The sequence below is a fragment of the Bradyrhizobium sp. SOJA106 genome (assembly GCF_059448745.1).
In genome coordinates, this window is sequence record NZ_CM182549.1 from 5,478,689 (window position 1) to 5,503,961 (window position 25,273).

The window sequence follows — 25,273 nt, forward strand, 5'->3', positions numbered from 1 at the left end:
CCAGCGCCGCCGCTTGCGATGCCGCGGCGGCGGCCGATATGGTGGACGGTGCGGCGGTCGGTGTGGTGGACGATGCGATGGGCGGTTGACCGTGTCCGGCAACGGACGGGCATCCTGCGCATAGATCTGGCCGGCAGGATCACGCCGGCCCGGGGCTGGACGGTCGGTCGGTGAGGCCTCAGGCAGAGCCGCAGCATCCCCTGACCACAGGCTCGCGCCCGCGCCTGCAAGGATCACGCCGCCGAACAGCGTGCGCAGTGCAGCGCGGCGATCCATTTCATTCATCGGGCTCTCCTTCACCAAGCCTCCTGCCCACGAACTCACGTCTTTGCAGCGGATTCATCATTCGGAATCTCGCCCGGCAGATAATGCGGAAGCCGGCCGGCCGGGATGATCGCGATCAGGGCGAGGCCCGCCATGATGAGCAGCCCGATCTTCAGCGCGCGCAGCCTCGCGTCGGTATTGATGCGTACGGCTTCGGCGACCTGTTGCGGCGAGCCGTTGGTGCGTTCCAGAACGCTGCGCAGGCGGTCGTTGCTGACGAAGGTGATGTTGTCGAGATCGACCTGGGCCTGGAGCTCGGGCGTCAGCACCGGGCTCGCCGTGATCCTGCCGAGCGCGATCGTGCTGAGCAGACCGACCATCAGCGCACCCGCAACGGCCGTTCCAACCGCAGAGGCCAGGTTCTGCGTCGTCCCGCGCAGGGACCCGACGTCGCCGGCGAGTATCTTCGGCGATGACGTCACTAGGACGTTGAACAACAACGTCACGAGCGAGCCCTGGCCGATGCCGAACAGGACCAGCCCGAACAGCACCGGAACCTCGCTCCAGTCGTTACGCACCACGAACGCGAGCCAGGCCAGCCCGACGGTGCAGAAGACAAAGCCGTAGCGGCCGATCTGGCGCGGCGTCAGCCGGTCGTAGACATTGACGATCAGCATCGCGGCGAAGAAGACGGTGAGGTTGAACGGCATCATCGCGATCGCAGTGGCGAGCGGCGTGCGTCCCTGCACGATCTGGATGTAGAGCGGCACGGTGAAGTTCAAGGCGGCCTCGAGCGCCACCACCGCGAACAGCGCATAGACGGCGCAGCGTTCTTCGGGAGAGTCGATCACCGCTAGCGCCAACAGCGGTGTCCTGCCGGCCGCCTGCCGCCGGTGCGTCCACATCAGGAATGCCTGGCCCAGCACGATGCCGAGCACGATCATCACCGGCGCGGGCGAAAGGCCGAGCAGATCGAACGGCGCGTTCGCCGTCGCAACGGCAAGGCCCCATCCGTTCAGATTGTTGAAGCCGAAACTGATGAGGACGATCGCACTGGCGGCGAGCAGGACGCCGACGAGATCGATCTCCACATCGGGCCGGCCATGATCGGGCTTGAGACGGAAGCTCAGCAGGAACACAATGGCGGACGCTGCAATCAGGATACCGAACGCCGGCCGCCAGCCGATATAGGTCCCCAGCACGCCGCCGATGATGAAAGCAAGGACGCCGGCGGCCGCACGTGCCGAACCAAGCGCACCAAGTGCGGTTGCCTGCTGCTTGCCAGCATAATTCTCGGCAATCAGCGCAACCAGCGAGGGCACGATCACCGATCCTGCGGCGCCGCAGAGTGCCTGCGCCGCGATCATGACGGAAGCGGACGGGCTGAACGTCATCATCAGCTGCGAAATGAAAAACAGCACGACCGCGACGCGGAACACCTGCAACGCGCCGAAACGCTGGGCGAGCTTGGCGCCGAGCATCACGAAACCCGCGACCAGCATCGAGTAGGCCACGATCCCGGTCGCGACCGTGGTCGGCGGAACTCCGAAGCTTGCGACCATGCCGCCCATCGCCACAGGCAGCGACGCGACATTGTACGACATGATCATCTGCCCCAGCGCGATCGCGATCATGGGAATCCAGGACGCGCGCTCTTCCTGGTGAATGCCGCCGATCGACATTGTCTGCGTGACCATGGCGTCCTCCGGCTTGATCAGTGTTGCGATCGGTCGGCAAGAGCCGCCGATCCCTTTGACCATTCATTGTTCCGGTTGCGATACCAACAAATCCATCCCCAGCCGCTGCGACAGGAATTTTGCGGCCAGCTGTCCCCGCACACTGTTGCCGGCGGCATCGAGCGGCGGCGCAAAAGTGCCGAAACCGCCCTTGCCGGGCGACACGGCGACGATGCCGCCCCCGATCCCGCTCTTTCCGGGCAGCCCGATGTCGTAGAGCCAGTCGCCAGACGTCTCGTAGAGCCCGGCGGTGATCATGACGGCGAGCGCGTAGTGGCACACCGATGCATCGACCACGCGCTGCCTGGTGACGGGATTGACGCCGCCGTCGGCGAGCGTCGCGCCCATCACGGCAAGGTCACGGGCACTGACGTTGAGCGAACACTGACGCGTGTAGAGATCGGTCGCTTCCTTTGCGTCGCAATAGATGCGGTCATAGCTCTCCAACAGCCGCGCAATGCTGCGGTTGCGGAAATTGGTCTGCGACGCTGACGCGTAGACCTCCTCGTTAAGCGGGAGCTTGCGGCCGGCAAAACGCGAGAGCCCGTCATGGATAAACCTCCAGCGCGCTTCCGCAGTCGTGCCCGGCGCGAGGCTGGTTGTCGCAATCGCTCCCGCATTCACCATTGGGTTGGTGCGGCCGCTGCCCTGCTCGATCGCGGTGAGTGAGTTGAAGGGAAGCCCGGTCGCATTGGCGCCAAGCTTGGCGCGCGCCTCTTCGGGCCCGATTGCCTCGCAGACCAGCGCGAACAGGAACGGTTTTGATACGCTCATGATGGTGAATTCGTAATCGACGTCGCCGGCGCCGTAGACGCGCCCGCTGGTTCCAACGACACAGACGCCGAACAGCTCGCTCGGAACCCGGGCGAGCGCTGGATAGACCTGCGAATTGTTGCCGTCGCGATTTGATTTGAACCGTCGCTGCGCGTCGTCCACGAGCGCCTGCACCAAGTCCGGTCCAGGCAGATGGCCCGTCGATACGTAAGCCGGTTCTCGTTGATCGGCGACCGAACGCAACGCCATCGCACCACTCCGCAGAACGGACTTCAACCGAAGACGCCTTCAGCTGAAGAGCTCAACGTCAGGTCCGTTCTAGAGCTCGATACGCACGATCACTTTGCGCGCAGACTCCGCATCGAGTCAATTTACAACCGAAGGGCGATTTAGCACTTCAGCCATCTCGTACGATAGGAGATGATTATTCTCTGGTAAGCAGGGCTGCCCCGCTTGCATCGACTTCAAGTCAAATGGCAACCGTTCGCGCGGCAGATGCGGTCAACGAAAGATTGCAACCACGCCACGCTAGAGTACGATCGCGGCCATGATCCCGCGGGGATGGGCGGGACAACGGCTTGAAAGCGAGGGGCGAGATCTGAACGACGAGGCGTGACATGGTGGCGCAAACGAGTGACGGACACATTCTGCTGGTCAAGAAGCTCGGCGGACTCTTCGCAATCATCATCGGATGCCTGCTGACCGCGGTCGGCGTGACCTTTGAATCCAGTGGAACGACTTTCGTCGGCGTTCTCTTCCTGGTGCTGGGCGCTGTCTTGCTGGTGCTGAAGATCGTCAGGCGAAACGACGGATCGTCGCTGCCATAGCCGGCCGGCGCGGTTCGCTTATGCACCCAGAACGTCGGCGAGCCGCAGCTCGTCGGCGGCGGGATCCTTTAAAAACAGCTCGGCTTCGATCTCGTTCAGATGCGACAGCATCTGCGCACGCGCAGCCTGCTTGTCGCGCTTGCGGATCGCGGCGACGATTTCGGCGTGATGATCGGTGCCGCAGGCCGGCGTGTCGTGGCGGCGGTAGAGCAGGATGATGAGCGAGGAGCGCGCGATCAGCTCCTTCAGGAATCCGAGATAGATGCTGTGGCCGCTCATCTCGGCAATGAGACGGTGAAACTCGCCGGAGAGGCGGACGGAGGCGCGAGCATCGCCGCGCAGCTCGGCCTCGCGCTCTTCGGTGAGATGTTGCTGGAGACGATCGATCCAGACAGGTGACGCCGCATCGATCGCACGATCGACGATCGTCGGCTCGATCAGACGGCGTGCCTCGAACACTTCGCGGGCATCGGCCGGTGTTGGCCGCGCGACGAAGGCGCCGCGATTCTTCTCGATGTTGACGATACCTTCATGCGCGAGCTGTTGCAGCGCGGTGCGCACCAGCGTGCGGCTCGCGCCATAGATTTCGCCGATCTCGTCCTCGCCGAGCTTCGTACCCGGCAGCAGACGGTGCTCGAGGATAGCCGCAGTCACGCCCGCCCTGATGCGGCTGACGCGATCGCTCGCATCTGGCGCATCGGATTTTTGGCGGGTCTTGGCGGCCATCAGTTGGAGGCGCTTGGGTTCGAGGGCTCGATCGGCGAATATCGGGCCCAAATGTTAGTCGACGAGCTGTATCCAATCACAGGCGAAACTTTATACAATCTTCGCCCGTTTTGTGTGCAGGTGTCTGCGCGCGCGCCAGGCAGACCGGATGCGCGGGATTCGATCTAACGATCTGACTCAGCAGCACAGTTTTTGGGATTTGGCGGACCGAAACCTGTTGGCACGGACCTTGCGGAGAGAGGCGGAAAGCCCTCCCCTTGGACACGCCATGGCCACTCCCGCAGCTCTCGAATTGGTCGCCGTCACCAAGCGCTATGACACGACACTCGCGGTCGACAACGTCAACCTGAAGATCCCGGCGGGCACCTATTGCTGCCTGCTCGGTCCCTCCGGCTGCGGCAAGACCTCGACGCTGCGCATGATCGCGGGCCACGAGGCGGTCAGCGAGGGCGACATCATTCTGGGCGCGCAGAACGTCACTGATCTCGAGCCCGCCAAGCGCGGCACGGCGATGATGTTCCAGTCCTACGCGCTGTTTCCGCACCTGACCGTGCTTGACAACGTGGCGTTTGCCCTGAAAATGCGCGGCGTCGACCGGGCGACGCGGCACAAGCGCGCCGGCGAGCTGCTCGAGCTCGTGGCCATGAGCCCCTATGCAGGCCGGCTGCCGGCGCAGCTCTCCGGCGGCCAGCAGCAGCGAGTGGCGCTGGCCCGCGCGCTGATCACCGAGCCGCAGATCCTGCTGCTCGACGAGCCGCTCTCCGCGCTCGACCCGTTCCTGCGCGTCAAGATGCGGGGCGAGCTGAAGCGGCTGCAGCGCGAGCTCGGCATCAGCTTCATCCAGGTCACCCACGGCCAGGAGGAGGCGATGGCGCTCGCCGACCATATCGTGGTGATGAACCACGGCAGGATCGAGCAGCAAGGCTCGGCCCGCGACATTTTCCACCATCCCCGCACCGAATTCGTGGCGCGCTTCATTGGCGGCCACAACGTCCTCAGCGACGCCGGCAACCTCATCGCCGTGCGCGCCGATCAGCTCGGCATCGTGCCGTTCGCCGACGGCGCGTTCGGCGCGCCGGCGCTGCTGACCCAGACCGAGTACCAAGGCTCCTACATCGCCGTCTCGCTCACGCTCGACGACGGCACCGCCCTGTTCTCCCACATTCCGGAAGCCGCCTTCGACGTTCACCCGTTCCGTCCGGGCGATCGCGTGCTGGCCACCTGGGATCCCGCCAAGGCGCAGCGCCTGCAATAGCGCCGATCGATCACTGGAATGCGCAACAGAGGAGTGACTGACATGACCGAGACGACCAAGAAGGGTTTTAGCCGCCGCACCCTGCTCAAGGGCAGCGCGGGTCTCGCCGGCCTTGCCGCCGGCTCCGGCGCGATCACCGGGTTTCCCTATGTGATGTCGGCCGAGCCGAAAGTGCTGCGCTATCTCGGCACCGCCGTGAACGAGGGCGACGACATCTCCAAGCAGTGCCTGAAGGACACCGGCATCAAGATCGAATACATCACCGCGACCACCGACGACGTCACCAAGCGCGTGATGACCCAGCCGAACTCCTTCGACGTGCTGGACACCGAATATTTCTCGCTGAAGAAGATCGTGCCGTCGGGCAATATCCTTGCCCTCGACGCCAAGAAGATCAAGGAATTCGACAACATCACGCCGGTCTTCACCAAGGGCGAAACGCCCGGCGGCAAGAAGATCGGCGGCCAGGGCACCGCGCCCTGGAAGGTGCTGTATCTCGAAGGCAAGGACTCCAAGAAGTTCGCGACGTCGGCGACCGAGTTCGTCACGCTGATCCCGACCGTCTACAACGCCGACACGCTCGGCATCCGCCCCGATTTGATCAAGCGGCCGATCAGCACATGGGCCGAGTTGCTCAACCCCGAATTCAAGGGCAAGGCATCGATCCTCAATATCCCATCGATCGGCATCATGGATGCGGCGATGGTTGTGGAAGCCTCGGGCAAATACAAATATGCCGACAAGGGCAACATGACCAAGGAAGAGATCGATCTCACCATGAAGGTGATGACCGAGGCGAAGAAGGCCGGCCAGTTCCGCGCCTTCTGGAAGGACTTCAACGAGAGCGTCAACCTGATGGCTTCGGGCGAGACCGTCATCCAGTCGATGTGGTCGCCGGCGGTGACGAAGGTGCGTTCGATGGGGATCGCCTGCACCTTCCAGCCGCTGAAGGAAGGCTATCGCTCCTGGGCCTCGGGCTTTTGCGTGTCGAAGGGCGTGTCGGGCGCGAAGCTCGATTGGGCCTATGAGTTCGTCAACTGGTTCCTGTCCGGCTATGCCGGGGCCTATCTCAACCGCCAGGGCTATTACTCCGCCGTGCTCTCCACCGCGAAGGCACATATGGAGCCGTATGAGTGGGCGTACTGGATGGAGGGCAAGCCGGCCGAGAAGGACATCAAGGCGCCCGACGGCTCGCTGCTTGAAAAGGCCGGCGCGGTGCGCGACGGCGGCTCCTACGAGGACCGCATGGGCGCGGTCGCGTGCTGGAACGCGGTGATGGACGAGAACGACTACATGGTCCGCAAGTGGAACGAGTTCATCGCGGCGTAATGGATATGTCGGAAGAGGTTTTGCAACAGGCGTCCCCGGGCTTGATCCCGGGGGCGGGCACAGCGCGCGCCGCGAAGCCGACCCGCCTGTCGCCCTCCATCGTCTCCTGGCTCCAGGCCGGGCCGATGATGCTGGTGTTTCTCGCCTTCTTCCTCATTCCACTCGTCTTCGTCGTCATCGTCTCTTTCTGGGATTATAACGAATATCAGCTGCTGCCGGCCTTCTCCGGCCGCGGCTACACCGACACGTTCGAGGGCTGCATCGCGCAGCTTCCCGATCTCTGCACCATCGGCAAGACCTATCTGAAGACGCTGAAGCTGTGCTTCCTGGTGTGGGCGATCACGCTCTTCATCGGCTTCTGGGTCGCCTACTTCCTCGCCTTCCACGTCAAGTCCAAGACCTGGCAGATGGGATTGTCGTTGCTCTGCACCATCCCGTTCTGGACCTCCAACGTGATCCGCATGATCGCATGGATCCCGCTGCTCGGCCGCAACGGTCTCGTCAACACCGGCCTGATGAAGACCGGTCTGATCAACCATCCCGTGGAATGGCTGCTGTTCTCCGAATTCTCCGTGGTGCTCGCGCTGGTCCACCTCTTCACCTTCTTCATGGTGGTGCCGATCTTCAATTCGATGGTGCGCATCGACAAGTCGCTGATCGAGGCCGCCTATGATGCCGGCGCTAGCGGATTCCAGACGCTGGTCAACGTCGTCATTCCGCTGGCAAAACCCGGCATCGTGATCGGCTCGATCTTCGTCATCACCATCGTGATGGGCGACTTCATCACTATCGGCGTGATGGGTGGCCAGCAGATCGCCGCCGCCGGCAAGATCATCGAGACGCGGCTGAACGCGCTGCAATTCCCCGCCGCGGCGGCCAATGCCGTGATCCTGCTCGCGATCACTTTCCTGATCATCACCATGATGTCGCGCATCGTCGACATCAGGAAGGAGCTGTGATGAAGGAAGGACGCCCGCGCTCGTTCTATCTGCTCGCGATCTTCTTCGCGGCCTATGTGCTGTTCCTCTACGGCCCGATGATCGCGATCTACGTGCTGTCGTTCCAGGGGCCGCAGGGCGGCCTCACCTTTCCGATGAACGGCGTCTCGACGTTCTGGCTGGCAAAGCTGTTCGAGGGCACCGGCATCGTCGATCTCGGCGCCGCCTTCCGCCGCTCGCTGCTGCTGGGCCTCGTGGTGATGGCCGTCACCGTGGTGCTGTCAGTTGCCGCCGGCATGGCGTTCCGCAGGAAATTCAGGGCGCAGAGCATCTTGTTCTATTCGGCGATCGCGAGCCTCATCGTGCCCTCGATCATCACCTCGCTCGGCATCTCCCTGGAATTCCGCATCATCGACGATCTGATCAAGGCGCATTGGAACGAGAATTTCGAAACCTCGATGGGCCTGCTCACCTCGGGCCTCGGCGCGCACCTGACCTGGACGCTGCCGTTCGGCCTGCTCATCATGTTCGCAATCTTCAACCGCTTCGACCCGCGCCTCGAAGAAGCCGCGCGCGATCTCGGCGCGACGCCGTGGCAGACCTTCCGCTACGTCGTGCTGCCGATCATCCTGCCATCTGTGATCGGCATCGGCCTGTTCGGCTTCACGCTGTCCTGGGACGAGCTGGCCCGCTCCAGCCAGGCGATCGGCCCGGTGAACACGCTGCCGCTCGATCTGCAGGGCCTCACCACCACCGTCACCAAGCCCGATATCTACGCGCTCGGCACCGTGATCTCGGCGGTGTCGTTCGCGGTGATCGCGCTTGCGCTCGGCACCATCCACATGCTCAACAGGCGGCAGGCGGCCAAGGGCTCGGACGCCGGCAAAGGACTTGTCTGAGAAGGGGCTTGTCTGATCGCGATGCGGCTGCACATCGTCAATCCCAACACCACGGCGTCGATGACTGCGAAGATCGCTGCTGCGGCGCGCAGCGTGGCGCTGCCCGGCACCGTGATCGATGCGCGCCAACCGACGATGGGTCCGGCCTCGATCGAAGGCTTTTATGACGAAGCCTTCGCAGTACCGGGCATGCTCGGCTGCATCCGCGAGGCCGACCGCGATGGCGCGGATGCGCACATCATCGCCTGCTTCGATGACACCGGCTTGGATGCCGCGCGCGCGGCCGCGAAAGCGCCGGTGATCGGCATCGGCGAAGCCGGCTTCCACATGACGAGCCTGATCGCGGCGCGCTTTGCCGTGGTGACGACGCTCGGTGTCTCCATCGTGCCGATCGAGCACAACTTGCGGAAATACGGCCTCGCCGAGCGCTGCGCCCGGGTCCGCGCCGCCGAGGTGCCGGTGCTCGCGCTCGAGGAGCGCAACGGTGATGCACTTGGAAAAATCTCCGCGGAGATCACCGCCGCGATCCGCGACGATCGTGCCGAAGCCATCGTGCTCGGCTGTGCCGGCATGGCCGATCTCGCCGCTGAACTCGCCGCCACCCACGGCTTGCCTGTGGTCGACGGCGTCGCCGCGGCGGTGACGTTGGCAGAAGGATTGGTGCGGCTCGGGCTGAAAACGTCGCGGCTCGGGCCCTACGCCGCGCCGCGATCGAAGACCTATTCCGGCCCGTTCGCGCCGTTCCAGCCGTGAGCCTTGGCCGGCCGACCGGCACACTATTTTCGGGCCACCCCGTGCTAAGAGCCGTTTTTTGCCCGCCGATCCCGGTTCCGGAAGGCCGCCGGGGCTTGGCATAGTTACGTTTTCCGGCTCACGGCCTCTTTTTGGTCCCATTCCTTCCGGAAACGTAACGTTTTCGGGACCTCCCGGCCGCCCCCCGGTCTGCGTTCTCGGGTTGCCGGTCTTCGCCAATGACCAAGTTTCAATTTGGGTTTTGTCAGCGATGATCGATCTCGCCGAGGACACATCGTCCACCCCCCTCCTTCGTCTCGGCGCACAGCCTATCGTGCTGACCGCCGCCGCCCTTCTGCTGCTGATTGCCGGCGTGACCTCGGTCGCGATCTGGCGCGCCTATACCGGCGCAGCTCCCGAGAGGGACCGGGTGGTGACGTCGCGGCAGCTCCAGGCCCGCACGGCCCAGGCCTCCGAGCAGCTGGTCGAGAAGACCAAGGGGCTGGAGGCCACTCAGCAGGAATCGATCGACCAGCTCCAGGTGGTGCAGGACCAACTCCAGACGATGAAGCGGCTGATGGCGGCGCAGCAGTCGGACACCAAGCGCCTCTCCGAGCAGGTCGCAACGCTGAACGAATCGATCGACGGCTTGCGGCAGTCCTTCGCCAGCGCGCGGGCGACAGAGGCGGAGACGCCCTCGGTTACCCGCCGGAAACCGGCACGGCACCGCGTGCACGCCAGCGCCCGCAAACGCTCGCGCGGCTGATTAACCGCGACCCGACTTTATTTTCGGCACTTGTGAACTGGATCACATTCCCGCGTGTGATTCCACGCCATGCTCGCCGTCACCGGATGGCGTGAGCCGATTTCAATATCCGGGGCTGGCAAGGTCGTTGACGGTATACTGCGTCAACGGCCTTGTTCTTTTGTGGGTTCGGCCGGCCGGCCGGCTATTCGCAAATATCGACGCGGCGGTATCGCCATCCCGCAGGCGTCATCACCCGCTTGCGCACGACGTAGCAGCCACCATAACCACCGTCGTCGTAGCCGGTCCCATAATAATAGGGGTCGCCGTAATAATAAGGGTAGCCGTAGCCATAATAGCCGCCGTAAAGGCCGGCGCCGGCAAGGCCTGCCCCGAGAGCAACGCCGGGCCAGAAGCCGCCGCCATGCCAGTGGCCGCCATGGCCCCAGCCGCCACCACCGTGCCAGCCGCCACCGCCATGCCAGCCGCCGGCGTGGAATCCGCCACCATGTCCGAAACCGCCCGCAGCTTGAGCTGCCTGCGGCGCCCACAGTCCGACTGCCGCGACGGCCAGCCCCGCCATGATCATCTTGCGTAACATCACTCGATCCTCCGCGTGGACACGCTCCACGCTTCAAAGCAGGATCAAGCTACCGTCGCTTGGGCATTCCCGACAGCCACACTGTCTCACTTCCGCGCGAGCATCAGCAGCCGCGGCAGATGCTCTTGAGCTTCTTGTCGAGCATCCGGTTCTCTGAATTGACAGTGGCGTCGGCGGCGCCTCCACCGTTATCGGAGCCGGTGGCAGCTCCGGTGCCGCGACCCGACGATTGAGCCGTACCTAAACTATTGGTGCCGGGCGGAGGTGCTGGCGAATTGGCGACACCGCCGGCCGATCCGGTTGATCCGGACGATCCGGTAGATCCTGTGCCGCCGGTTGCTTGCGCGAACGATGCAGCCGGCATCGCCGCGAGACTGAGGATCACGATCAAGGTCTTCATTGTAGCGGTTGGCAATCTGGCCATCAGGCACGCTCCTTTGGCTGATCAACCAGCCCGGCAAAGACCGGTTCCGGAACAAATGAGGTCTCATCAGCTTGAACAGACAGGCGCGCCCATGCGCAAGCTGATCACCGCATCCCGGAATAATGGGAAGGCAAAGTCACGATGACCGATCGCGACCCTTTTGCAGAAGGCGAACGCGCCGCGCGCGAGAACATTCCGCCTGAAGCCAATCCTTACTCAGACGGCAGCGACGAGCATGCGCTGTGGTCGGCGGGGCACGAGAAAGTCGCAAGCGCCATGGAGGCCCGCGAGTCCGAAGGCAGCTAGCCGATCCGCTTCAGGCCTTTCTTGAAGCGCGGACCGTTGGCGACATAGAACCTCGCCGCGCTTCCCATCTTCTGGACCTGGGCGTCATCGAGCGTGCGGATCACGCGCGCGGGCGAGCCGATGATCAGCGAGCGCTCGGGAAATTCCTTGCCCTCAGTGATGACCGAGCCGGCGCCGACGATGCTGTTGCGGCCGATCTTCGCGCCGTTCATCACGATCGAGCCCATGCCGATCAGCGCGCCCTCCTCGATCGTGCAGCCGTGCAGGATGACGTTGTGGCCGACGGTGCAGTTCTTGCCGATGACAAGCGGAAAACCGAGATCGGTGTGACAGGTCGAGCCGTCCTGGACGTTGGCGCCCTCGCCGATCTCGATCCACTCATTGTCGCCGCGCAGCACCGCGCCGAACCAGACGCTGGCGCCCGCCTTCAGGCGCACGCGGCCGATCACGGTCGCGGTCTCTGCGATGAAATAATTGCCGTCGGCGGGAAGATCGGGCGCCTGCCCATCGAGCTCGTAGATCGCCATGGAGGTCTCCTGTCAGGTTGACACTGGCATAGCGAAACGACGGCGAAGAGGCAAAGGGCCGCCGCGCGGCCCTGCGGAACGGCGTCAGACCAGCACGCCGGCCGCGCGCAGCGTCATCAGGAAGAAGGTGCCGCTCATCATGCTCCAGAAGGCGGCGATGAGCGTCGCCATCATCACGAATTCCAGGCGGCGGCTTTCCAGCCGCATGCCGCGCAGCGTGTTGCGCATGATGATGAAGGGCGCCGCGAACACCAGGAACGGCACCGCCGCGAAGGTCTTCGGCGCCACGCCGGCCTGCAACAGGCCGAACCCGGCGGGCCGCTGCGTGGCGGCCTGATATCCGTTCACGAGCGCGCCGGCGAGCGCGAAACCGATGCAGATCGAGAAGAAGGTATTGAGAGCTTCTGGTGTCATCGGAACAGTCCGCCCTTACGCAAACGCGAGCAGCCTTCCTGTGACAAAAAGTGCTGGTTAACGCTACATTATCCTTAAGAGAAGGTTAACGCCGCCGGCTCGCCGGCGCAGGGCCCTCCCCGCTCCCCGCAGGCGGGGAGCGCTGCGCGAAATCATCGCCGCATGGCATATTCGCCGCTGATTCGTCGGCCAGCGGCCGACCTCCGGCTCGCGCAACCCATGACGATGTTTTCGGCAGCTTCCCTCAGGTCCCCCCGGACGCGCCCCCGGGCACATGTCGTCCCGATCATGCTCGGCGGCACTGCAGCGGCGTGCGCGGTCGCGCTGGTGGCCTATCTGCTGTGGCCGACCTGGGGCACGGGCGGCGCCAACGCGCCGGACAAGCTGCCGGTGAGCGTCGGGGGCACGCTGTTCAACCTGCCGGCGGCGGCGATCCGCATGAAGATCCAGCGGCACACCGGGCCGCAGGAGCGCATCGATCTCGACTTCCTCTATCCCTCGCTGGAGCCGCCCGGCGCGCCGAAGCACGTGACCGCCGACACCGTGGACGTGGCGTTGCAATCGATCGACCGCATCTTCCTGTCGATCGCGGCCCACCACGAGGCGCTCTCGCCCGAGCAGCGCACCAGCACGATCTATCCACGCTATCTCGACCAGGCCGCAACCCAGCCGGAGGACGGGCTGACGATACGGATGTTCCGCGCTGAGACGCCTTACGGCAGCGAGGACCTGTATACTGCCGCAAGCCCGGCGCTGACCGCGCGCTGCACCCGCGATGCGGCGACCCCGGGCATGTGCCTCTCCGAGCGCCGCGTCGGCGGCGCCGACCTCACCTTCCGCTTTCCGCGAAGCTGGCTGTCGCAATGGCGCGAGGTGGCCGAGGCGATGGAGAAGCTGACGGCGCAGTTGCGCGGACCGAAGAGCTGAGCGCCCTCTCTGCCTCACCCGCGGGACGAACCCGGAGCTTTCCAAACAAAAATCGAAAACAACCCCATGCACAGTAGCCAAGCGGCCTGTGACGGCTTCGCGTTTTCAAAAATTCGCCTTTTTCGAAGTCACGCTTGACCCGTCGGGCAAAACAGCGGCATGATGTCAGTATGGGCGATCGACGTGAACGACGCGGCAACACCTCTCCTGCCTGGCTCGCAATGAGAATGTGGAGGGAGCGCGCCTGCGTGCCCCGGACGCAGCGCAGCGTCTCTTCGACGGTGCGCTGCTGAGCCGGGGCCCATGTTGCAGAGATGCGCCGTGTGGATTCTGCGTCCCGGCTCTGCCCTGCAACGCCGTAAGCGCGTTCGACGCGCTATGGGGCGTTGCCGTGCGTCCGGGACACGAGAGAATGCTGGGCAGTCGCCGCGCGGCTTCAATGCGAGCGCAGCGAAGGCTCCGCTTCGCTCGCAACGACGGCGTAACAACAACTATTCCTGATCGACGAGGTCGTCCTCGAGGATCGCCATCTGGAACTGGAACGAGCGATCGTCGTCCTCGTCGTCGACGAAGAGAACGCCGATGAACTCCTCGCCGATATAGACCTCGGCGCTGTCATCCTTCTTCGGCCGCGGCACGACGCGAATCTTGGGATTGCCGAATACGCGCTTCAGATACGCATCTAACTTTCTGACTTCTTTGACGTCCACGGCAAGTCTCCGATCGAAATTTGTCGGCGGGTTTTAAGACGTGACGCGACGAACCGCCAGCATGAATTGCCAAAGAATTTGGGGACGACAAGCGCCGGACAATCCGGCGCTTGTGTGCGCTCAAAGCCCCATCGCGTTGATCATCTGGTCCATCGTGCGCGACGGCTCGGCGCAGCCGGCTTCGCCGACGATCTTCGCCGGCACGCCCGCGACCGTGACGTTGTGCGGCACCGGCTTGACCACGACCGAGCCGGCGGCGATGCGCGCACAATGGCCGATCTCGATGTTGCCGAGAATCTTCGCGCCGGCGCCGATCAACACGCCGTGACGAATCTTCGGATGACGGTCCTCATTCTCCTTGCCGGTGCCGCCGAGCGTGACGCCGTGCAGGATCGAGACGTCGTCCTCGATCACAGCGGTCTCGCCGCAGACGAAGCCGGTGGCGTGGTCGAGGAAGATGCCGCGGCCGATGCGCGCGGCCGGATTGATATCGGTCTGGAACACCGCCGACGACCGGCTCTGGAGATAATAGGCAAAGTCCTTGCGCCCCTTCAGATAGAGCCAGTGCGCCAGGCGATGGGTCTGAATGGCGTGAAAGCCCTTGAAGTAGAGCAAGGGATCGATGAAGCGCGAGGTGGCGGGATCGCGGTCGTAGACGGCGACGAGATCGGCACGGAAAGCGTTGCCGAGATCGGGATCGTCGCGCAGCGCCTCGTCATAGGTCTGACGCACCAGATCGCCCGAAAGTGCGGAGTGATCGAGCCGGTCGGCGAGACGATGGATCACCGAATCCTCGAGGCGGCTGTGATGCAGCACCGTCGAATAGATGAAGGTTGCAAGCTCGGGCTCGCGATGGACGATGTCCTCCGCCTCGCTCCGAATCCGGTCCCAAATCGGATCGAGCGATGCGAGCTTTCCTCCCGGATTGACCTGATGCACTGCCATGATTTTCTCTCTGGGATCTGCTCTTTCGAATGGGCTGGTTTAGTTGGCTCTATAACACAGTCTAGGCGACAAAGTCCTGACGGGCTTGCCTGAGAGTGAACAGCGCCTTGCCCCGCGAAAACATGCCAAAGTATTGAAACCAAACGGTTTCTTTTGACGCCCCCAAGCGGCAAGGTCGGCTCAAAATGGTCAGGGTTTGGCCAAATTCAAGCCGGGCGGCGTCAAACTATTGGTGAATTCCGCCTCGACGGTTATTGCGGGCATGGTCCCCGGGGACGACGGAGCAATCTTGAGCATCACCACCGACCAATTGCGCGCGCGCGCCGCTGATACGTTTTGGCTGCGGCTGGCGGCGGCGACCCTGCCCCTCCTGATGATCGCGCCGGCGTTCTGGAACGGCTACCCGCTGTTGCAGTGGGATACCGGTGGCTATCTGGCGCGCTGGTACGAGGGCTATCTCGTCCCCAGCCGCTCCACCGTGTTCGGCCTCTACCTGCACTATGGCGAGAGCTTCAGCTTCTGGATCAACCTCGCGATCCAGTCATTGGCAACGCTGTGGCTGCTTCAGCTCACCCTGCGCGTGCTCTCGATGATGCAGACCTTCCGCTTCGTCGCGATCAGTCTGCTCCTGATCCTGTCGACCGCCCTGCCCTGGCTCGCCAGCATGCTGCTCACGGACATCTTTGCCGGATTGTCGGTGCTGTCGCTGTTCCTCCTGGTCGTCGGCGGACACCGGACCTCGGCGCTCGAAAAAATCTCGCTGTTCGTCTTCACCGCCTTCGCCGCCGCGACTCACAGCGCGACGTTCGGCGTGCTGCTCGGACTCTGCGCCGCCGGCTGGATGGCGCGGCCGTCTCTTAAGTCTCGCCTGCCGCTTGCCGGATTAGCGCAGGCGAGCCTCACCATCGTCGCGGGCGGCGTGATGCTGGTGTCGGCGAATTACGCGCTATCGGGCAAATGGACCTGGACGCCTGGCGGCTATGGCGTCGCCTTCGGCCGCATGATGCAGGACGGCATTGTCGCACGCTTTCTCAGCGATCACTGCCCGCGCGAACGCTTCAAGCTCTGTCCGTATCGCCACGAGCTGCCGGCGAGCGCCGACGAGTTCCTGTGGGGCAGGAGCATGTTCAACACGCTCGGCCGCTTCGAAGGCATGAATGACGAGATGGGGACCATCGTGGTGCATTCGCTGGCCGATTATCCTGCCTGGCAGGCCGGCGCAGCGCTCCGAGCGATGGGCCAGCAATTGCTGCACGTGGGGACCGGCGAAGGCGCCAGTGTCTGGCTCGCGCACACATGGGGCGTCATCGAGCGCTACATCCCGGCACAGGTTGGGCAGATGCGCGCGGCGCGCCAGCAGAACTGGGGCCTCAACTTCGACTACGTGAACTGGCTGCATGTCCCCGTCGCGCTGGTCTCGATGCTGACGCTGGTCGCGCTGCTCGCGCATGCGCTCGCAAACCGCCGGCTCGACGATCTGACGCTGCTGGCCGCGACCGTGACGCTGGCGCTGCTCGGCAACGCCTTCATCTGCGGCGTGGTCTCGGGCCCGCACGACCGCTACGGCGCGCGGATGGTGTGGGTCGCGACGTTCGTGGTGCTGATGGCCGCGGCGCGGCGTTTTGGCGAGGAGCCTACGCGCAACGAAGGATGAAGAGCCATCGCGATTCGTTTCGTCCGAGCAGCGATCGTTTTCACGCAGCTCGAGCGAAATGGTTTTCAATGCCGCTGGTGGCGGCGTGACAATCTCATCTGGATGGAGCAAGCCATGCTCGGACGATGGGATGAAGCACCGATCGGCGTCCGCTCAATGTGCGCCTCGCCATGATGAAACAGGGCGAGACGTAGCGGTTGCGCGCGGCACACGGCTCCCAGAACTTGGTTCACCCGAGACGAACAGAGGCCGTCGGGTCAATGCGTTCACATAGCTTTGACGAGCGCGAACAGCCGGAAATCCTCGAGCGCCGCGTGCCGATGCGGGGCAACTTCGCGACGGTAAGCCTCGGTGTCGACGATCGAGCGGAAGGTGGCGAAATCGCCGTATTCATTGATCGCCGCTTCGTCCCAGCGTTCGCCTGGCGAGCCGACGAGGCTCGTTAGGACCGGCCCGGAAAACATCCGCACGAGCGGCTTACCGGCCGCAAGACGCCGGAATGCAGGCCTATAGCGTTCATGAAGGGCTTCACGGCCCGAGCAGGGCGCGGCGTCGAAGCCGTCCTCGTACCGCGCATACGCGCGGTAGCGCAGCAGATTGAGCATATAAACCGGCTGGCCGGGTGGAATCGCGCGCTCGGCGGCGTCAAGGGCTTGCAGGGTGATTTCGACGAAGTTCATGGGACTTCCCGCGTTTTCCAGCGCCGCAGAATGCGCGCTGACGCTCCCTGTCTAGCCGCTCGGGAGGAGTTCTTGTAGTGACCGGTTAGCCATGATTATGTGGACCGCATGTCCACAACGACTTTACCTCCCGACGTCTCGCGTCTCCTCGCCTTCGTCCGCGTCGTCGAGGCGGGCTCCTTCGCCGAAGCCGCGCGGCGGGCGGGGACGACCACCTCGGCGATGTCCAAGGCGGTGGCCCGCTTCGAAAAGGCTCGCGGCTTACGGCTGTTGCATCGCTCCACCCATTCGTTGGCGCTGACCGAAGAGGGCGACAGGCTGATGGCGGCGGGACGCGCGTTGGCCGAAAGTCTCGCCCGTGTCCAATCCGCGCTCGGCGAAGTCGCGCGCGACGATGGCGGACGGGTGCGCGTGACCGCCCCCGCCTCGTTCGCGCGCGCCTGCATCCTGCCGCGACTGCCCGCCTTCCTGCGGGAACGGCCGGAAATCGAGATCGAGGTCAAATTCCGCAACGAGATTCTCGATCTCGCGGCGGAAGGCGTCGACGTCGCGATCCGCTCAGGGCCCCTCGACCGCGCGCCCGGCCATCAGGCGCGGCGGCTTTGCACCTTCTCATGGATCGCTTGTGCCTCGCCGGCCTATTTGAGCGCGCGCGGCGCGCCGGCGACTCCTGACGAGCTTTCCACGCACGACCACGTCGGCTTCCGGAATCCCGCGACCGGTCAGATCCTGACCTGGCGCTTCGCCGACCCGCGCGGCAAAGCACCCATTCGCGTCACGCCCAAGCCCAAGCACATTTGCGACGACGCGCACGCTTCGCTCGCTTTGATCGCCGATGGGTTTGGGGTCGGCTGGGGGCCGGCGTGGCTCGTCAACGAAGACCTCCGCACCGGCCGGCTGGTCGAAGTGCTCGCGCCCTGGCGCGTGTCCGGGGAATCGCTATGGATGCTGCGCACCTCCGACCGCCGCCCGCCCCTGCGCACACAGCGCGTCATGTCGTTCCTCAAAACGCTTCCCGCCGCGTTCAGCGACGAGGCAGCGTGAAGCAACGGCGTCACCGGAATTTGGTCGCCAAGAAACCGAGCTCCAGGTCCCAGGGATTAGAGGCGAAGACCTCTCTTGGCCTCAAGCTGCACCACGAGAGCCATCGCGACGTCTGCTGTCTGAGGGAAGCCGGACGCCGCTCCACAGATAAGCTGACGCCCGCTTGTGATCCAATTGAGACATTGTTCCGCGCGGCCGCCTACTTGCTCTTCCCGAGAAAGTTGACCCAGATCAACATGGCTCGCACCAGAGCGCGTTACTTGCGAGCCGGTTCGGGAGGCGTTTACCTGAAGGAGGAGCAAATGAAGCCACTTTCTGAACAACTCGCCGAATTGTCGGTGCACGCAAAAAATACCGAAACAGCCTTTGCTGCCGCACAAAAGGAAGCACGTGACAAGATCGAAGCGCGGAAGGCAGAGGCGCTTTCGGCTGCAAAGATGGCAGTCGAAAAGGTGAGCCAGCAAATCAATGCGGTCGGCGAGTCTGCCGGCAGAGACAGGCAAGCGCTGCAAGCAAAAATCACCGCGGACGTGAACACCTTGAAGGCGTACGCGCTCCAGGCAAAGCATGATATCAAAGCCAACCTTGCCGAGGAGCGCGCAACGCTTCTGGAAGAAGACGCCGGTTTCGCGATCGATTACGCCATAGCCTCAGTTGAACAGGCACAACTCGCCGTCCTCGACGCGATCGACGCTCGCCGCGCCGCCGAGCAAGCTAGGCGCAGTTAGCATCAGGAACTCTGCGAACCGAGGCCGCCTCGGTTGGTGGCCTCTTTCATATCTGGCCAAGCTGCGACTTCGCCTATTGGCCCTTCTGCGAGATGGGCAACTGGATTTACTGTGATGCGCGCTTCCCTTCAGCGTATATGCCCTTCATCCGGCACAGCCAGGTCGGGCCGTATTCATCGCGAAGATCTTCTCGTATCCGAGACGCATAGTGCCGTGGCATTCGCACGCCGCGGCCTCGAGCCGCAACCGGTCGATCTCGATTTGGCCTCGTCGATCAGATTTGATCGCTCCTGATGCGCGCAGCTCGCGCATCAGGAGCGTCACCGTCGGTCGTCGCACACCGAGCATTTGCGACAGTGCCTCCTGGGTGAGCGGAAGAACGTCGTGGCCGATGCGGTCGCAAAACTGGAGTAGCCAGCAAGCCATGCGAGCTTTGACCGGATGCAGTGCACTGCAGGCCATGCCGAGCTGAAACTTCATCAGCATCGCTGTGGCGTGAATCTTGACCGCGTGCCGGATCGCAGGGCTCCGGTTGAAAGCGGCGTGAAATCGCGACGCGCGGATTCGCGAGGCGGTACCCGCTGCACGAACGACCGCGGTAGTGGCCGAAGGTGACGGTCCGAACATCGAAAGAAGGCCAAGTGCGCCCTCGCGCCCTACTACAGCGGTGTCGACCGTCTCCCCGTCCGCCATGTCGATCATCAGCGAGACGGCGCCGCTGCGAGGGAAGAAGACATAGTCGATCTCGTCCCCCGCTCGCGCAAGGATCGCATCCTGATCGAGCGCGACCGTCTCCAGCGCGGGCCGCAACAGATCGAGATCCGATGCCGGCAGTGTTGCCAGAAGGCAGTTACGCATTCCGTCCGGATGCGTCACTGGAGATGACCCGCGGTGAGGGATCCTCCGCCTTCTTCATTCCGGGCGGCGCGGAACGGCGGCCTTAACATATGTTTGGATCTGCTTTCGCTACTCGCGCTGAGATCCAACTCACTCACAAACTCGGACATTCCAACTGTACGTCGGCTCAAGTTTGAGTCCTCATAGACACGAACGGATCAATTTTGGGGGCTTGCCTGCGACATGAGCGAGGCGAGTAAGGGAAGAGAGTCAGTGCAAACGGCAGTATCGATGCAGTTGCAGCTCGAAAGCTGCAAAAGGTGCTCTTCTCCACCCGCCATGCCTAGCATCGATTTTTGGTTCCACTCATGTGGAATATGAGGGTCAGTCAGCCTTTGGCGCATGTCGCCTGTCACGCCATTGTCATACTTGGACCGGCCCGTTCGCTAGGGACGCTCGGGCCGTGAACAGTGCTGGGGTGCTGGACTGGCCGTTCCCCGCGCTGACACAATGGCGTTCTGATCGCCAAGAGGTAACAGATTTAGCTGGCTTCCGGTTATGGCCCCTATGCCGACGTTCCTGGCAGCTTCGAGTCGACGTCTCGTCTCATCAGCGCCCTTAGCGGACTGCAGATATCTGCGCATGAAGGCGTTGACGGTCGCCCCGAAGGAAATGGATAGCTCTGCCTTGGGACATTTCAGGATAATAGGGCAAGGACCCGATCGCCTCAGCCAACGTCACGTCATCCCCGCCGTGACAGGAAGTCCAGCACGCCGGTCTTGTAGACCTTGTCGCCGACCGCGCGCATGTGGTCGCGGCCCGGAATATCGAGCACTTCCGAGCCGGGGATGATGGCCCCGAGCGCGCTGGCGGAGCCGGCGACATCGTCGGTCGAACCGACGGCGATCAGCACGGGCACGTCGATGCGTGCGGCCTCCTGTCTCGTCATCAACTCGCGCGTCCCGCGCAGGCAGGCCGCGAGCGCACGGTGGTCGGAGCGGGTCTGGTCTGCGAATGCACGAAAGGTGCGGCCGACGGGATCGCTGACGTCATCGAGCGAAGGCGCTTCCAGTGCTTTGGCGACGTTCTCGCCGGGGCCGGTGCCTTCGATCAGGCCGCCGATGCCGATGCCGCCGAGGATCGCCGAGCGCAGGCGCTGCGGCTCGTTGAGGGCGAGCCAGGCCGTCATGCGCCCACCCATCGAATAGCCCATGATGTCGGCCTGCGGGATGGCGAGATGGTCCATCAGCGCGAGCACGTCGCCGGCCATCACGGGAATCGAATATTGCGCGGGCTCGTAGAGCTTTGCGCTCTCGCCGTGGCCGCGATTGTCGAGCGCGATCACGCGGCGGCCGTTCTTGCGCAGCTCCGAGACCCAGGTCGGATAGACCCAGTTCACGTTCTTGCTGGAGGCAAAGCCGTGCACGAGGATGATCGGATCGCCCTCGCCTTCGTCGAGATAGGCAATTTCAACGGCGCCGTTGTGAAAGCTCGGCATCATCAGTTCCGCAAATCTTGAGGGGGAGAGGGTGATCTTAGAGCATGATCCGGAAAAGTGTGCAGCGGCTTTCCGGCAAGATCATGCTCAAAGAATAGCCTGAAACGCGTTAGACTTCAGGCCGTGACGGCCGTGTTCGCCAGAGCAGCCTGGGCTGCGATCTGGGCATGGCGGAGGCGCCGCGCCCGTCTGCGATTGCACCACGCCTGCGTGAGGCGCTCGGTGGTCGCCTTGATCGAGGACAGCAGGCCGAACAGCGTCAGCGCCGCACTGAGCAGCCAGAGCGCCAGATCGAACGCGCCGCCGACCAGCAGCAACGCGCCGCGGCCGAGCAGCTTCATGATCGCGCGGGTCTTGCTGCCCTGCGCTTCCGCAAGCCGCGCCGCGCGCGCGACGTCCTTGGGGCCTTCCGCGATCCGCAAGCTGTCCAGGGCGCCGCGCGTGCCGGTCTTCTCGGCAACGCGCGTGACGTCCTTGCCGAGCCGGACCAGCGCGCCGGCCTTCTCGGCCCGGAATGCAGCCTTGATCGCGCTGACGGTCTCGCCGGGGCGGAACACCGAACCCTTGGCAACGGCATTCTGGAGCATCGGCGCATCGACCACCTCGCGTGCGGACCGGCCGGCCCATGCAGCAAGCCCTTCGCCGAGCCGCCCGACCTTGCGCGCATCCTTCACCAGCGTGAGCCCGGCGCGAACCGGCGCGGCACCGCCAACTGAGACGTAGGTCACGGCCGTCACCGCAAGACCCGCGGTCGCAAGGCCCAGCACCAGACGGTCGGTGTCCTCGCCCATCGCCAGATGCTTGCCCTCGCGCACGACATCCCTGATGTCGCCGATCACGAAGAGATCGCCGGCGATGGTTCCGGACAGGCTCGCGACATCGTCGGCGTTGCCGGTGACGAGGCCCGCGGCAAACCGTTTGGCGAAATGCGAAGTGGAGTTCTCGGCCTTGACCGCATCGCTCACGCGATTGATGAGGTCGTCGGGCAGCGCGACGTTGCGGTCACGCGCGAGCGCAACGAAACTGTCGGCGAGATCGGCATCGCCGGCGGCGAGCGCGGCCTCGATATTGTCCTGAACCAGGTGGTCGTTCTGCCGGAGCAGCGCATCGAGCTTGAGCTCGGAGAGCGCGGCTGGATCATCCTGGGCGGTGAGAATCGCACCGGCCTCGCGGGCATGCGGCGCGACCTGCACGAGCATGAACCCGCATGCCGCGATCCCGGTCAACGCTGTGGTGATTCGCAGCCACTTCATGCGGAAAGCCTGGACGTCCTGAAAATCGTCTCGCGCCTGATGGTTCGTCTTTCGTCGCAACCTGCGCTTGCCACAGACATAGTATGCCAAAATTGCGACACAACGTCCCCGACGAAAGAAGGGCTTCTCTCAGGCCGCAAGATTGTGTCGAATTTGCATGAGCAAATGAGCATGGGGCATTGCGAACCTTTCGGTTCCGCTGGACTAGCAATCATCAGCACCCACCATTATGGTCCGCGGCGCCTTAAAGATGCCGCGTCAGTTCTTGATTGTGTCTGCCGCCATTGCCACTCCAGGATGAACTACGATGTCCGACCATGTCGTCCCGCACTTCCATAACGATGCCGGTGTTCCGGTCATCGAGATCGGCTCGCCAGAGTTCATGTGCGTGGGCGCTAATCCTCCGTTCGACCATCCGCACGTCTTCCTGGATCTCGGCAACGACAACGAGATCATCTGCCCCTACTGCTCGACGCTGTACCGCTTCGCGGCGGACCTGAAGGCGGGCGAAGCCCGCCCGCCGGAATGCGTCTTGAAGGACAAGGTGGCCTGACCGTTCCCATCGGTCAGGGGTGGCGCTCTCCCGAACGATTGTCATCGCCGGTGCCGGAATCGGTGGACTGACGGCCGCGCTGGCACTCGCAGCCCGCGGCTTCCGCATCGTCGTGCTGGAAAAGACCGAGCGGCTCGAGGAAGTCGGCGCCGGCCTGCAACTCTCCCCCAATGCCAGCCGCGTGCTGGTCGAGCTCGGCCTCACCGAGCGCCTCAAGCTGCGCGCCGTGACACCGGAGGCGGTCTCGATCATGAGCGCGCGCGCCGGCGGCGAGCTCTTGCGCATGCCGCTCGGTGAAGCAGCGTCCGCGCGCGCCGGCGCCCCCTATTGGGTGGTGCACCGGGCCGATCTGCAATCGGCGCTCGCCGGCGCTGTGGCCGATCATCCTGACATCGACCTGAAATTGGGTGCGACATTCGAGGACGTCGCGCCGCACGCCAAGGGGCTGACCGTGGTCCATCGCAGCGGCACGATCCGCCGCAGCGATCCCGCCAGCGCGCTGATCGGCGCCGACGGCATCTGGTCGACTGTACGCCAGCATCTGTTCCCCGAGGTGCAGCCGCGCTTCTCCGGCCTGATCGCCTGGCGCGGCACGCTGGACGCCACGCAGCTGCCAAAGGACTACACCGCCCGCCGGGTGCAGCTCTGGATGGGCCGGAATGCCCATCTCGTCGCCTACCCGATCACGGGCGGACGCCAGATCAACGTGGTCGCGGTGCTGCCGGGCACCTGGAACAGGCCGGGCTGGAGCACGCCCGGCGATTCCATCGAGGTGATGGACGCCTTCGGCGCGCCGCGCTGGCCGCCGTCCGCGCGGATGATGCTCGCCGCGGTCGACAGCTGGCGCAAATGGGCGCTGTTTGGCGTGCCCGACGGCTGCCCCTGGAGCAAGGGTCCGGTCGCGCTGCTCGGCGATGCCGTGCATGCGATGCTGCCGTTCGCAGCCCAAGGCGCCGGCATGGCGATCGAGGATGCCGCCGTGCTGGCGCAACATCTCAGTCCGGAAGCTGCCGAGAGCGCGGCCGGTATCACCGCCGCGCTGAAGCAATATGGCCGCGCGCGCGAGGCGCGCGTGCGGCGGGTGCAGCGGACCGCGCGGCAGCAGGGCCGCATCTACCATCTGGGTGGGCCGCTTGCGCTCGCGCGCGATATTGCCATCCGCGCGCTCGGCCCGGAGCGCATGCTGGCGCGGCAGGACTGGATCTACGGCTGGCGGCCCTGATGCGCTCGCTTGCGCGGGCTCAGCGGGCGGCGCTGCCAGGCTTCGGGGCGGGCTTGATGACCGGCGGCTGCGGCGTCGTGACTTGCGGCGGCGCATTCGGCGGCGTCTCCCGGCATCTGTTGCGGCGCCAGGCCTCGTCGGCGAGCTGCGCCGAGCCGCGCACAGCGACGTAGTCGTTGCGATAGGCGAGCTCGGACACGACGGCGCCTCCCGCCCCCGTCTCCGCCTTGTCCATCAGCCTCTGCAAATCGGCGGTACGGACAGCAAGCGCCTTCCGCTCGGTCTCGAGCTGCTTGCAATCATACAATTCGTACTTGCCGGGATCGGCAAAGGCCGGCGCGACCGTCTCGCTCATGCCGGCGCAGCCGGACAACGCGGCGCTCGCCGCGAGCAGCACAAGCGCGCCGCAGCAGCGCAGGCGGTGGGAAAACGAAGCAGCCATGCCGGATGAATAGTCCCCGTGGATTGAGATTGCCTAAAGCAGCAACAGATGTCCGGATTGAGGCTTTGCCTTGTGCGCCCGGCTCGCTTAAGGAAGAACCGGCCCTCCGGCTGCGCAAGTGCCGATTCCAGACCGCCGGAGGTGGACTTAAGTGTTTGATCTCGTTGGATCAAGCGGGCATGGCGGAATTGGTAGACGCAAGGGACTTAAAATCCCTCGGTGCGCAAGCGCTGTGCCGGTTCGACCCCGGCTGCCCGCACCAGCAGAGCTGAAGGCGTAGACT

28 protein-coding genes and 1 tRNA gene are annotated in these 25,273 nt (G+C 64.2%); 15 read left to right on the top strand and 14 right to left on the bottom strand.

What is annotated here, in order from left to right; all coding sequences use genetic code 11:
* Positions 1–320: 320 nt before the first annotated feature.
* Both AC5V87_RS25775 and glsA read right to left on the bottom strand, forming a co-directional pair.
* Positions 321–1,961 carry an MFS transporter gene (locus tag AC5V87_RS25775; RefSeq protein ID WP_495368089.1) on the bottom strand — a complete coding sequence of 547 codons (1,641 nt, stop codon included), beginning with the start codon at positions 1,959–1,961 and terminating at the stop codon, positions 321–323.
* 63 nt (positions 1,962–2,024) lie between these two features.
* Positions 2,025–3,023, bottom strand: coding sequence for a glutaminase A (gene glsA / locus AC5V87_RS25780; RefSeq protein WP_495368090.1), 999 nt, complete (start codon positions 3,021–3,023; stop codon positions 2,025–2,027).
* Positions 3,024–3,391: 368 nt separating this feature from the next.
* Between glsA and AC5V87_RS25785 the strand changes: the two genes are divergently transcribed.
* A complete protein-coding gene (locus AC5V87_RS25785) occupies positions 3,392–3,601 on the top strand; it encodes a hypothetical protein (protein ID WP_456837780.1) in 210 nt (69 codons plus the stop codon).
* Positions 3,602–3,619: 18 nt separating this feature from the next.
* Here the strand turns inward: AC5V87_RS25785 and AC5V87_RS25790 are convergent, their stop codons facing one another.
* Positions 3,620–4,327, bottom strand: coding sequence for a GntR family transcriptional regulator (locus AC5V87_RS25790; protein ID WP_495368091.1), 708 nt, complete (start codon positions 4,325–4,327; stop codon positions 3,620–3,622).
* A gap of 268 nt (positions 4,328–4,595) precedes the next feature.
* Between AC5V87_RS25790 and AC5V87_RS25795 the strand changes: the two genes are divergently transcribed.
* From AC5V87_RS25795 to AC5V87_RS25820, 6 genes are all read left to right on the top strand, one after another.
* Complete coding sequence (locus AC5V87_RS25795) at positions 4,596–5,582, top strand: ABC transporter ATP-binding protein (protein ID WP_495368092.1); 987 nt, start codon at positions 4,596–4,598, stop codon at positions 5,580–5,582.
* A 42-nt stretch (positions 5,583–5,624) separates the two neighbouring features.
* Entirely contained in the window at positions 5,625–6,911 is a 1,287-nt protein-coding gene (locus tag AC5V87_RS25800) for an ABC transporter substrate-binding protein (protein WP_456837777.1), read from the top strand.
* Positions 6,911–7,870 carry an ABC transporter permease gene (locus AC5V87_RS25805; protein WP_495368093.1) on the top strand — a complete coding sequence of 320 codons (960 nt, stop codon included), beginning with the start codon at positions 6,911–6,913 and terminating at the stop codon, positions 7,868–7,870. The genes AC5V87_RS25800 and AC5V87_RS25805 overlap by 1 nt, the downstream gene beginning before the upstream one ends.
* Positions 7,870–8,748, top strand: coding sequence for an ABC transporter permease (locus tag AC5V87_RS25810; RefSeq protein ID WP_495368094.1), 879 nt, complete (start codon positions 7,870–7,872; stop codon positions 8,746–8,748). Before AC5V87_RS25805 ends, AC5V87_RS25810 begins: the two co-directional genes overlap by 1 nt.
* 21 nt (positions 8,749–8,769) lie before the next feature.
* A complete protein-coding gene (locus AC5V87_RS25815) occupies positions 8,770–9,501 on the top strand; it encodes an aspartate/glutamate racemase family protein (RefSeq protein ID WP_495368095.1) in 732 nt (243 codons plus the stop codon).
* A 250-nt stretch (positions 9,502–9,751) separates the two neighbouring features.
* Positions 9,752–10,246: a hypothetical protein gene (locus AC5V87_RS25820; protein ID WP_495368096.1), complete on the top strand. Its 495-nt coding sequence runs from the start codon at positions 9,752–9,754 to the stop codon at positions 10,244–10,246.
* 184 nt (positions 10,247–10,430) lie between these two features.
* Here AC5V87_RS25820 and AC5V87_RS25825 read toward each other — a convergent pair whose 3' ends face one another.
* Both AC5V87_RS25825 and AC5V87_RS25830 read right to left on the bottom strand, forming a co-directional pair.
* Positions 10,431–10,826 (bottom strand): hypothetical protein, encoded by a 396-nt coding sequence (locus tag AC5V87_RS25825; protein ID WP_495368097.1) that lies wholly within the window; start codon positions 10,824–10,826, stop codon positions 10,431–10,433.
* A 103-nt stretch (positions 10,827–10,929) separates the two neighbouring features.
* Positions 10,930–11,250, bottom strand: coding sequence for a hypothetical protein (locus AC5V87_RS25830; RefSeq protein ID WP_495368098.1), 321 nt, complete (start codon positions 11,248–11,250; stop codon positions 10,930–10,932).
* A 141-nt stretch (positions 11,251–11,391) separates the two neighbouring features.
* On the opposite strand from AC5V87_RS25830, the gene AC5V87_RS25835 reads away from it, so the two are divergent.
* On the top strand, positions 11,392–11,556 hold the full coding sequence (locus tag AC5V87_RS25835; RefSeq protein ID WP_495368099.1) for a hypothetical protein: 165 nt from the start codon (positions 11,392–11,394) through the stop codon (positions 11,554–11,556).
* Here AC5V87_RS25835 and AC5V87_RS25840 read toward each other — a convergent pair.
* Together AC5V87_RS25840 and AC5V87_RS25845 are read right to left on the bottom strand one after the other, a co-directional pair.
* Positions 11,553–12,083, bottom strand: a complete 531-nt coding sequence (locus AC5V87_RS25840; protein ID WP_456837769.1) for a gamma carbonic anhydrase family protein — start codon at positions 12,081–12,083, stop codon at positions 11,553–11,555. The two genes, AC5V87_RS25835 and AC5V87_RS25840, sit on opposite strands and share 4 nt — an antisense overlap.
* Positions 12,084–12,167: 84 nt before the next feature.
* Positions 12,168–12,497 (bottom strand): DUF6949 family protein, encoded by a 330-nt coding sequence (locus tag AC5V87_RS25845; RefSeq protein WP_456837768.1) that lies wholly within the window; start codon positions 12,495–12,497, stop codon positions 12,168–12,170.
* Between the two features lie 219 nt (positions 12,498–12,716).
* Between AC5V87_RS25845 and AC5V87_RS25850 the strand changes: the two genes are divergently transcribed.
* Positions 12,717–13,424: a hypothetical protein gene (locus tag AC5V87_RS25850; RefSeq protein WP_495368100.1), complete on the top strand. Its 708-nt coding sequence runs from the start codon at positions 12,717–12,719 to the stop codon at positions 13,422–13,424.
* Positions 13,425–13,915: 491 nt separating this feature from the next.
* Here AC5V87_RS25850 and AC5V87_RS25855 read toward each other — a convergent pair whose 3' ends face one another.
* Positions 13,916–14,134 carry a DUF3126 family protein gene (locus tag AC5V87_RS25855; protein ID WP_007602550.1) on the bottom strand — a complete coding sequence of 73 codons (219 nt, stop codon included), beginning with the start codon at positions 14,132–14,134 and terminating at the stop codon, positions 13,916–13,918.
* Between the two features lie 120 nt (positions 14,135–14,254).
* Positions 14,255–15,079: a serine O-acetyltransferase gene (gene cysE, locus AC5V87_RS25860; RefSeq protein WP_456837766.1), complete on the bottom strand. Its 825-nt coding sequence runs from the start codon at positions 15,077–15,079 to the stop codon at positions 14,255–14,257.
* 289 nt (positions 15,080–15,368) lie between these two features.
* Between cysE and AC5V87_RS25865 the strand changes: the two genes are divergently transcribed.
* A complete protein-coding gene (locus AC5V87_RS25865) occupies positions 15,369–16,733 on the top strand; it encodes a hypothetical protein (protein WP_495368101.1) in 1,365 nt (454 codons plus the stop codon).
* A gap of 266 nt (positions 16,734–16,999) precedes the next feature.
* Here AC5V87_RS25865 and AC5V87_RS25870 read toward each other — a convergent pair whose 3' ends face one another.
* The gene (locus AC5V87_RS25870) at positions 17,000–17,413 is read right to left on the bottom strand and encodes a hypothetical protein (protein WP_495368102.1); all 414 of its coding nucleotides are present in this window, start codon (positions 17,411–17,413) and stop codon (positions 17,000–17,002) included.
* Between the two features lie 108 nt (positions 17,414–17,521).
* On the opposite strand from AC5V87_RS25870, the gene AC5V87_RS25875 reads away from it, so the two are divergent.
* Both AC5V87_RS25875 and AC5V87_RS25880 read left to right on the top strand, forming a co-directional pair.
* Entirely contained in the window at positions 17,522–18,457 is a 936-nt protein-coding gene (locus AC5V87_RS25875) for a LysR family transcriptional regulator (RefSeq protein WP_495368103.1), read from the top strand.
* 302 nt (positions 18,458–18,759) lie between these two features.
* The gene (locus AC5V87_RS25880) at positions 18,760–19,185 is read left to right on the top strand and encodes a hypothetical protein (protein ID WP_495368104.1); all 426 of its coding nucleotides are present in this window, start codon (positions 18,760–18,762) and stop codon (positions 19,183–19,185) included.
* A 144-nt stretch (positions 19,186–19,329) separates the two neighbouring features.
* On the opposite strand, the gene AC5V87_RS25885 is transcribed toward AC5V87_RS25880, so the two are convergent.
* From AC5V87_RS25885 to AC5V87_RS25895, 3 genes are all read right to left on the bottom strand, one after another.
* Positions 19,330–20,061 (bottom strand): Crp/Fnr family transcriptional regulator, encoded by a 732-nt coding sequence (locus tag AC5V87_RS25885; protein ID WP_495368105.1) that lies wholly within the window; start codon positions 20,059–20,061, stop codon positions 19,330–19,332.
* Between the two features lie 703 nt (positions 20,062–20,764).
* Positions 20,765–21,520: an alpha/beta fold hydrolase gene (locus tag AC5V87_RS25890; RefSeq protein ID WP_495368106.1), complete on the bottom strand. Its 756-nt coding sequence runs from the start codon at positions 21,518–21,520 to the stop codon at positions 20,765–20,767.
* A gap of 116 nt (positions 21,521–21,636) precedes the next feature.
* Entirely contained in the window at positions 21,637–22,773 is a 1,137-nt protein-coding gene (locus AC5V87_RS25895) for a hypothetical protein (protein WP_495368107.1), read from the bottom strand.
* A 307-nt stretch (positions 22,774–23,080) separates the two neighbouring features.
* Between AC5V87_RS25895 and AC5V87_RS25900 the strand changes: the two genes are divergently transcribed.
* Positions 23,081–23,326, top strand: coding sequence for a zinc-finger domain-containing protein (locus AC5V87_RS25900; protein WP_456837758.1), 246 nt, complete (start codon positions 23,081–23,083; stop codon positions 23,324–23,326).
* 19 nt (positions 23,327–23,345) lie between these two features.
* Positions 23,346–24,548, top strand: a complete 1,203-nt coding sequence (locus tag AC5V87_RS25905) for an FAD-dependent monooxygenase (RefSeq protein WP_495368108.1) — start codon at positions 23,346–23,348, stop codon at positions 24,546–24,548.
* Positions 24,549–24,567: 19 nt separating this feature from the next.
* Here the strand turns inward: AC5V87_RS25905 and AC5V87_RS25910 are convergent, their stop codons facing one another.
* Positions 24,568–24,990 (bottom strand): twin-arginine translocation pathway signal, encoded by a 423-nt coding sequence (locus AC5V87_RS25910; RefSeq protein ID WP_495368109.1) that lies wholly within the window; start codon positions 24,988–24,990, stop codon positions 24,568–24,570.
* A gap of 173 nt (positions 24,991–25,163) precedes the next feature.
* On the opposite strand from AC5V87_RS25910, the gene AC5V87_RS25915 reads away from it, so the two are divergent.
* Positions 25,164–25,252: transfer RNA gene (locus AC5V87_RS25915), tRNA-Leu, on the top strand.
* The last annotated feature ends 21 nt before the right edge of the window (positions 25,253–25,273 follow it).

Excerpts from the sequence above, each read along its gene's own strand:
- AC5V87_RS25785 (WP_456837780.1), top strand. The coding sequence starts at position 3,392 with ATGGTGGCGCAAACGAGTGACGGACACATTCTGCTGGTCAAGAAGCTC.
- AC5V87_RS25850 (WP_495368100.1), top strand. The coding sequence starts at position 12,717 with ATGACGATGTTTTCGGCAGCTTCCCTCAGGTCCCCCCGGACGCGCCCC.
- AC5V87_RS25820 (WP_495368096.1), top strand. The coding sequence starts at position 9,752 with ATGATCGATCTCGCCGAGGACACATCGTCCACCCCCCTCCTTCGTCTC.
- AC5V87_RS25880 (WP_495368104.1), top strand. The coding sequence starts at position 18,760 with ATGAAGCCACTTTCTGAACAACTCGCCGAATTGTCGGTGCACGCAAAA.
- AC5V87_RS25890 (WP_495368106.1), bottom strand. The coding sequence starts at position 21,520 with ATGCCGAGCTTTCACAACGGCGCCGTTGAAATTGCCTATCTCGACGAA.
- glsA (WP_495368090.1), bottom strand. The coding sequence starts at position 3,023 with ATGGCGTTGCGTTCGGTCGCCGATCAACGAGAACCGGCTTACGTATCG.
- AC5V87_RS25840 (WP_456837769.1), bottom strand. The coding sequence starts at position 12,083 with ATGGCGATCTACGAGCTCGATGGGCAGGCGCCCGATCTTCCCGCCGAC.
- AC5V87_RS25805 (WP_495368093.1), top strand. The coding sequence starts at position 6,911 with ATGGATATGTCGGAAGAGGTTTTGCAACAGGCGTCCCCGGGCTTGATC.
- AC5V87_RS25835 (WP_495368099.1), top strand. The coding sequence starts at position 11,392 with ATGACCGATCGCGACCCTTTTGCAGAAGGCGAACGCGCCGCGCGCGAG.
- AC5V87_RS25800 (WP_456837777.1), top strand. The coding sequence starts at position 5,625 with ATGACCGAGACGACCAAGAAGGGTTTTAGCCGCCGCACCCTGCTCAAG.
- AC5V87_RS25795 (WP_495368092.1), top strand. The coding sequence starts at position 4,596 with ATGGCCACTCCCGCAGCTCTCGAATTGGTCGCCGTCACCAAGCGCTAT.
- AC5V87_RS25845 (WP_456837768.1), bottom strand. The coding sequence starts at position 12,497 with ATGACACCAGAAGCTCTCAATACCTTCTTCTCGATCTGCATCGGTTTC.
- AC5V87_RS25790 (WP_495368091.1), bottom strand. The coding sequence starts at position 4,327 with ATGGCCGCCAAGACCCGCCAAAAATCCGATGCGCCAGATGCGAGCGAT.
- AC5V87_RS25830 (WP_495368098.1), bottom strand. The coding sequence starts at position 11,250 with ATGGCCAGATTGCCAACCGCTACAATGAAGACCTTGATCGTGATCCTC.
- AC5V87_RS25895 (WP_495368107.1), bottom strand. The coding sequence starts at position 22,773 with ATGAAGTGGCTGCGAATCACCACAGCGTTGACCGGGATCGCGGCATGC.
- AC5V87_RS25810 (WP_495368094.1), top strand. The coding sequence starts at position 7,870 with ATGAAGGAAGGACGCCCGCGCTCGTTCTATCTGCTCGCGATCTTCTTC.
- AC5V87_RS25775 (WP_495368089.1), bottom strand. The coding sequence starts at position 1,961 with ATGGTCACGCAGACAATGTCGATCGGCGGCATTCACCAGGAAGAGCGC.
- AC5V87_RS25910 (WP_495368109.1), bottom strand. The coding sequence starts at position 24,990 with ATGGCTGCTTCGTTTTCCCACCGCCTGCGCTGCTGCGGCGCGCTTGTG.
- AC5V87_RS25815 (WP_495368095.1), top strand. The coding sequence starts at position 8,770 with ATGCGGCTGCACATCGTCAATCCCAACACCACGGCGTCGATGACTGCG.
- AC5V87_RS25900 (WP_456837758.1), top strand. The coding sequence starts at position 23,081 with ATGTCCGACCATGTCGTCCCGCACTTCCATAACGATGCCGGTGTTCCG.
- AC5V87_RS25825 (WP_495368097.1), bottom strand. The coding sequence starts at position 10,826 with ATGTTACGCAAGATGATCATGGCGGGGCTGGCCGTCGCGGCAGTCGGA.
- cysE (WP_456837766.1), bottom strand. The coding sequence starts at position 15,079 with ATGGCAGTGCATCAGGTCAATCCGGGAGGAAAGCTCGCATCGCTCGAT.
- AC5V87_RS25870 (WP_495368102.1), bottom strand. The coding sequence starts at position 17,413 with ATGAACTTCGTCGAAATCACCCTGCAAGCCCTTGACGCCGCCGAGCGC.
- AC5V87_RS25875 (WP_495368103.1), top strand. The coding sequence starts at position 17,522 with ATGTCCACAACGACTTTACCTCCCGACGTCTCGCGTCTCCTCGCCTTC.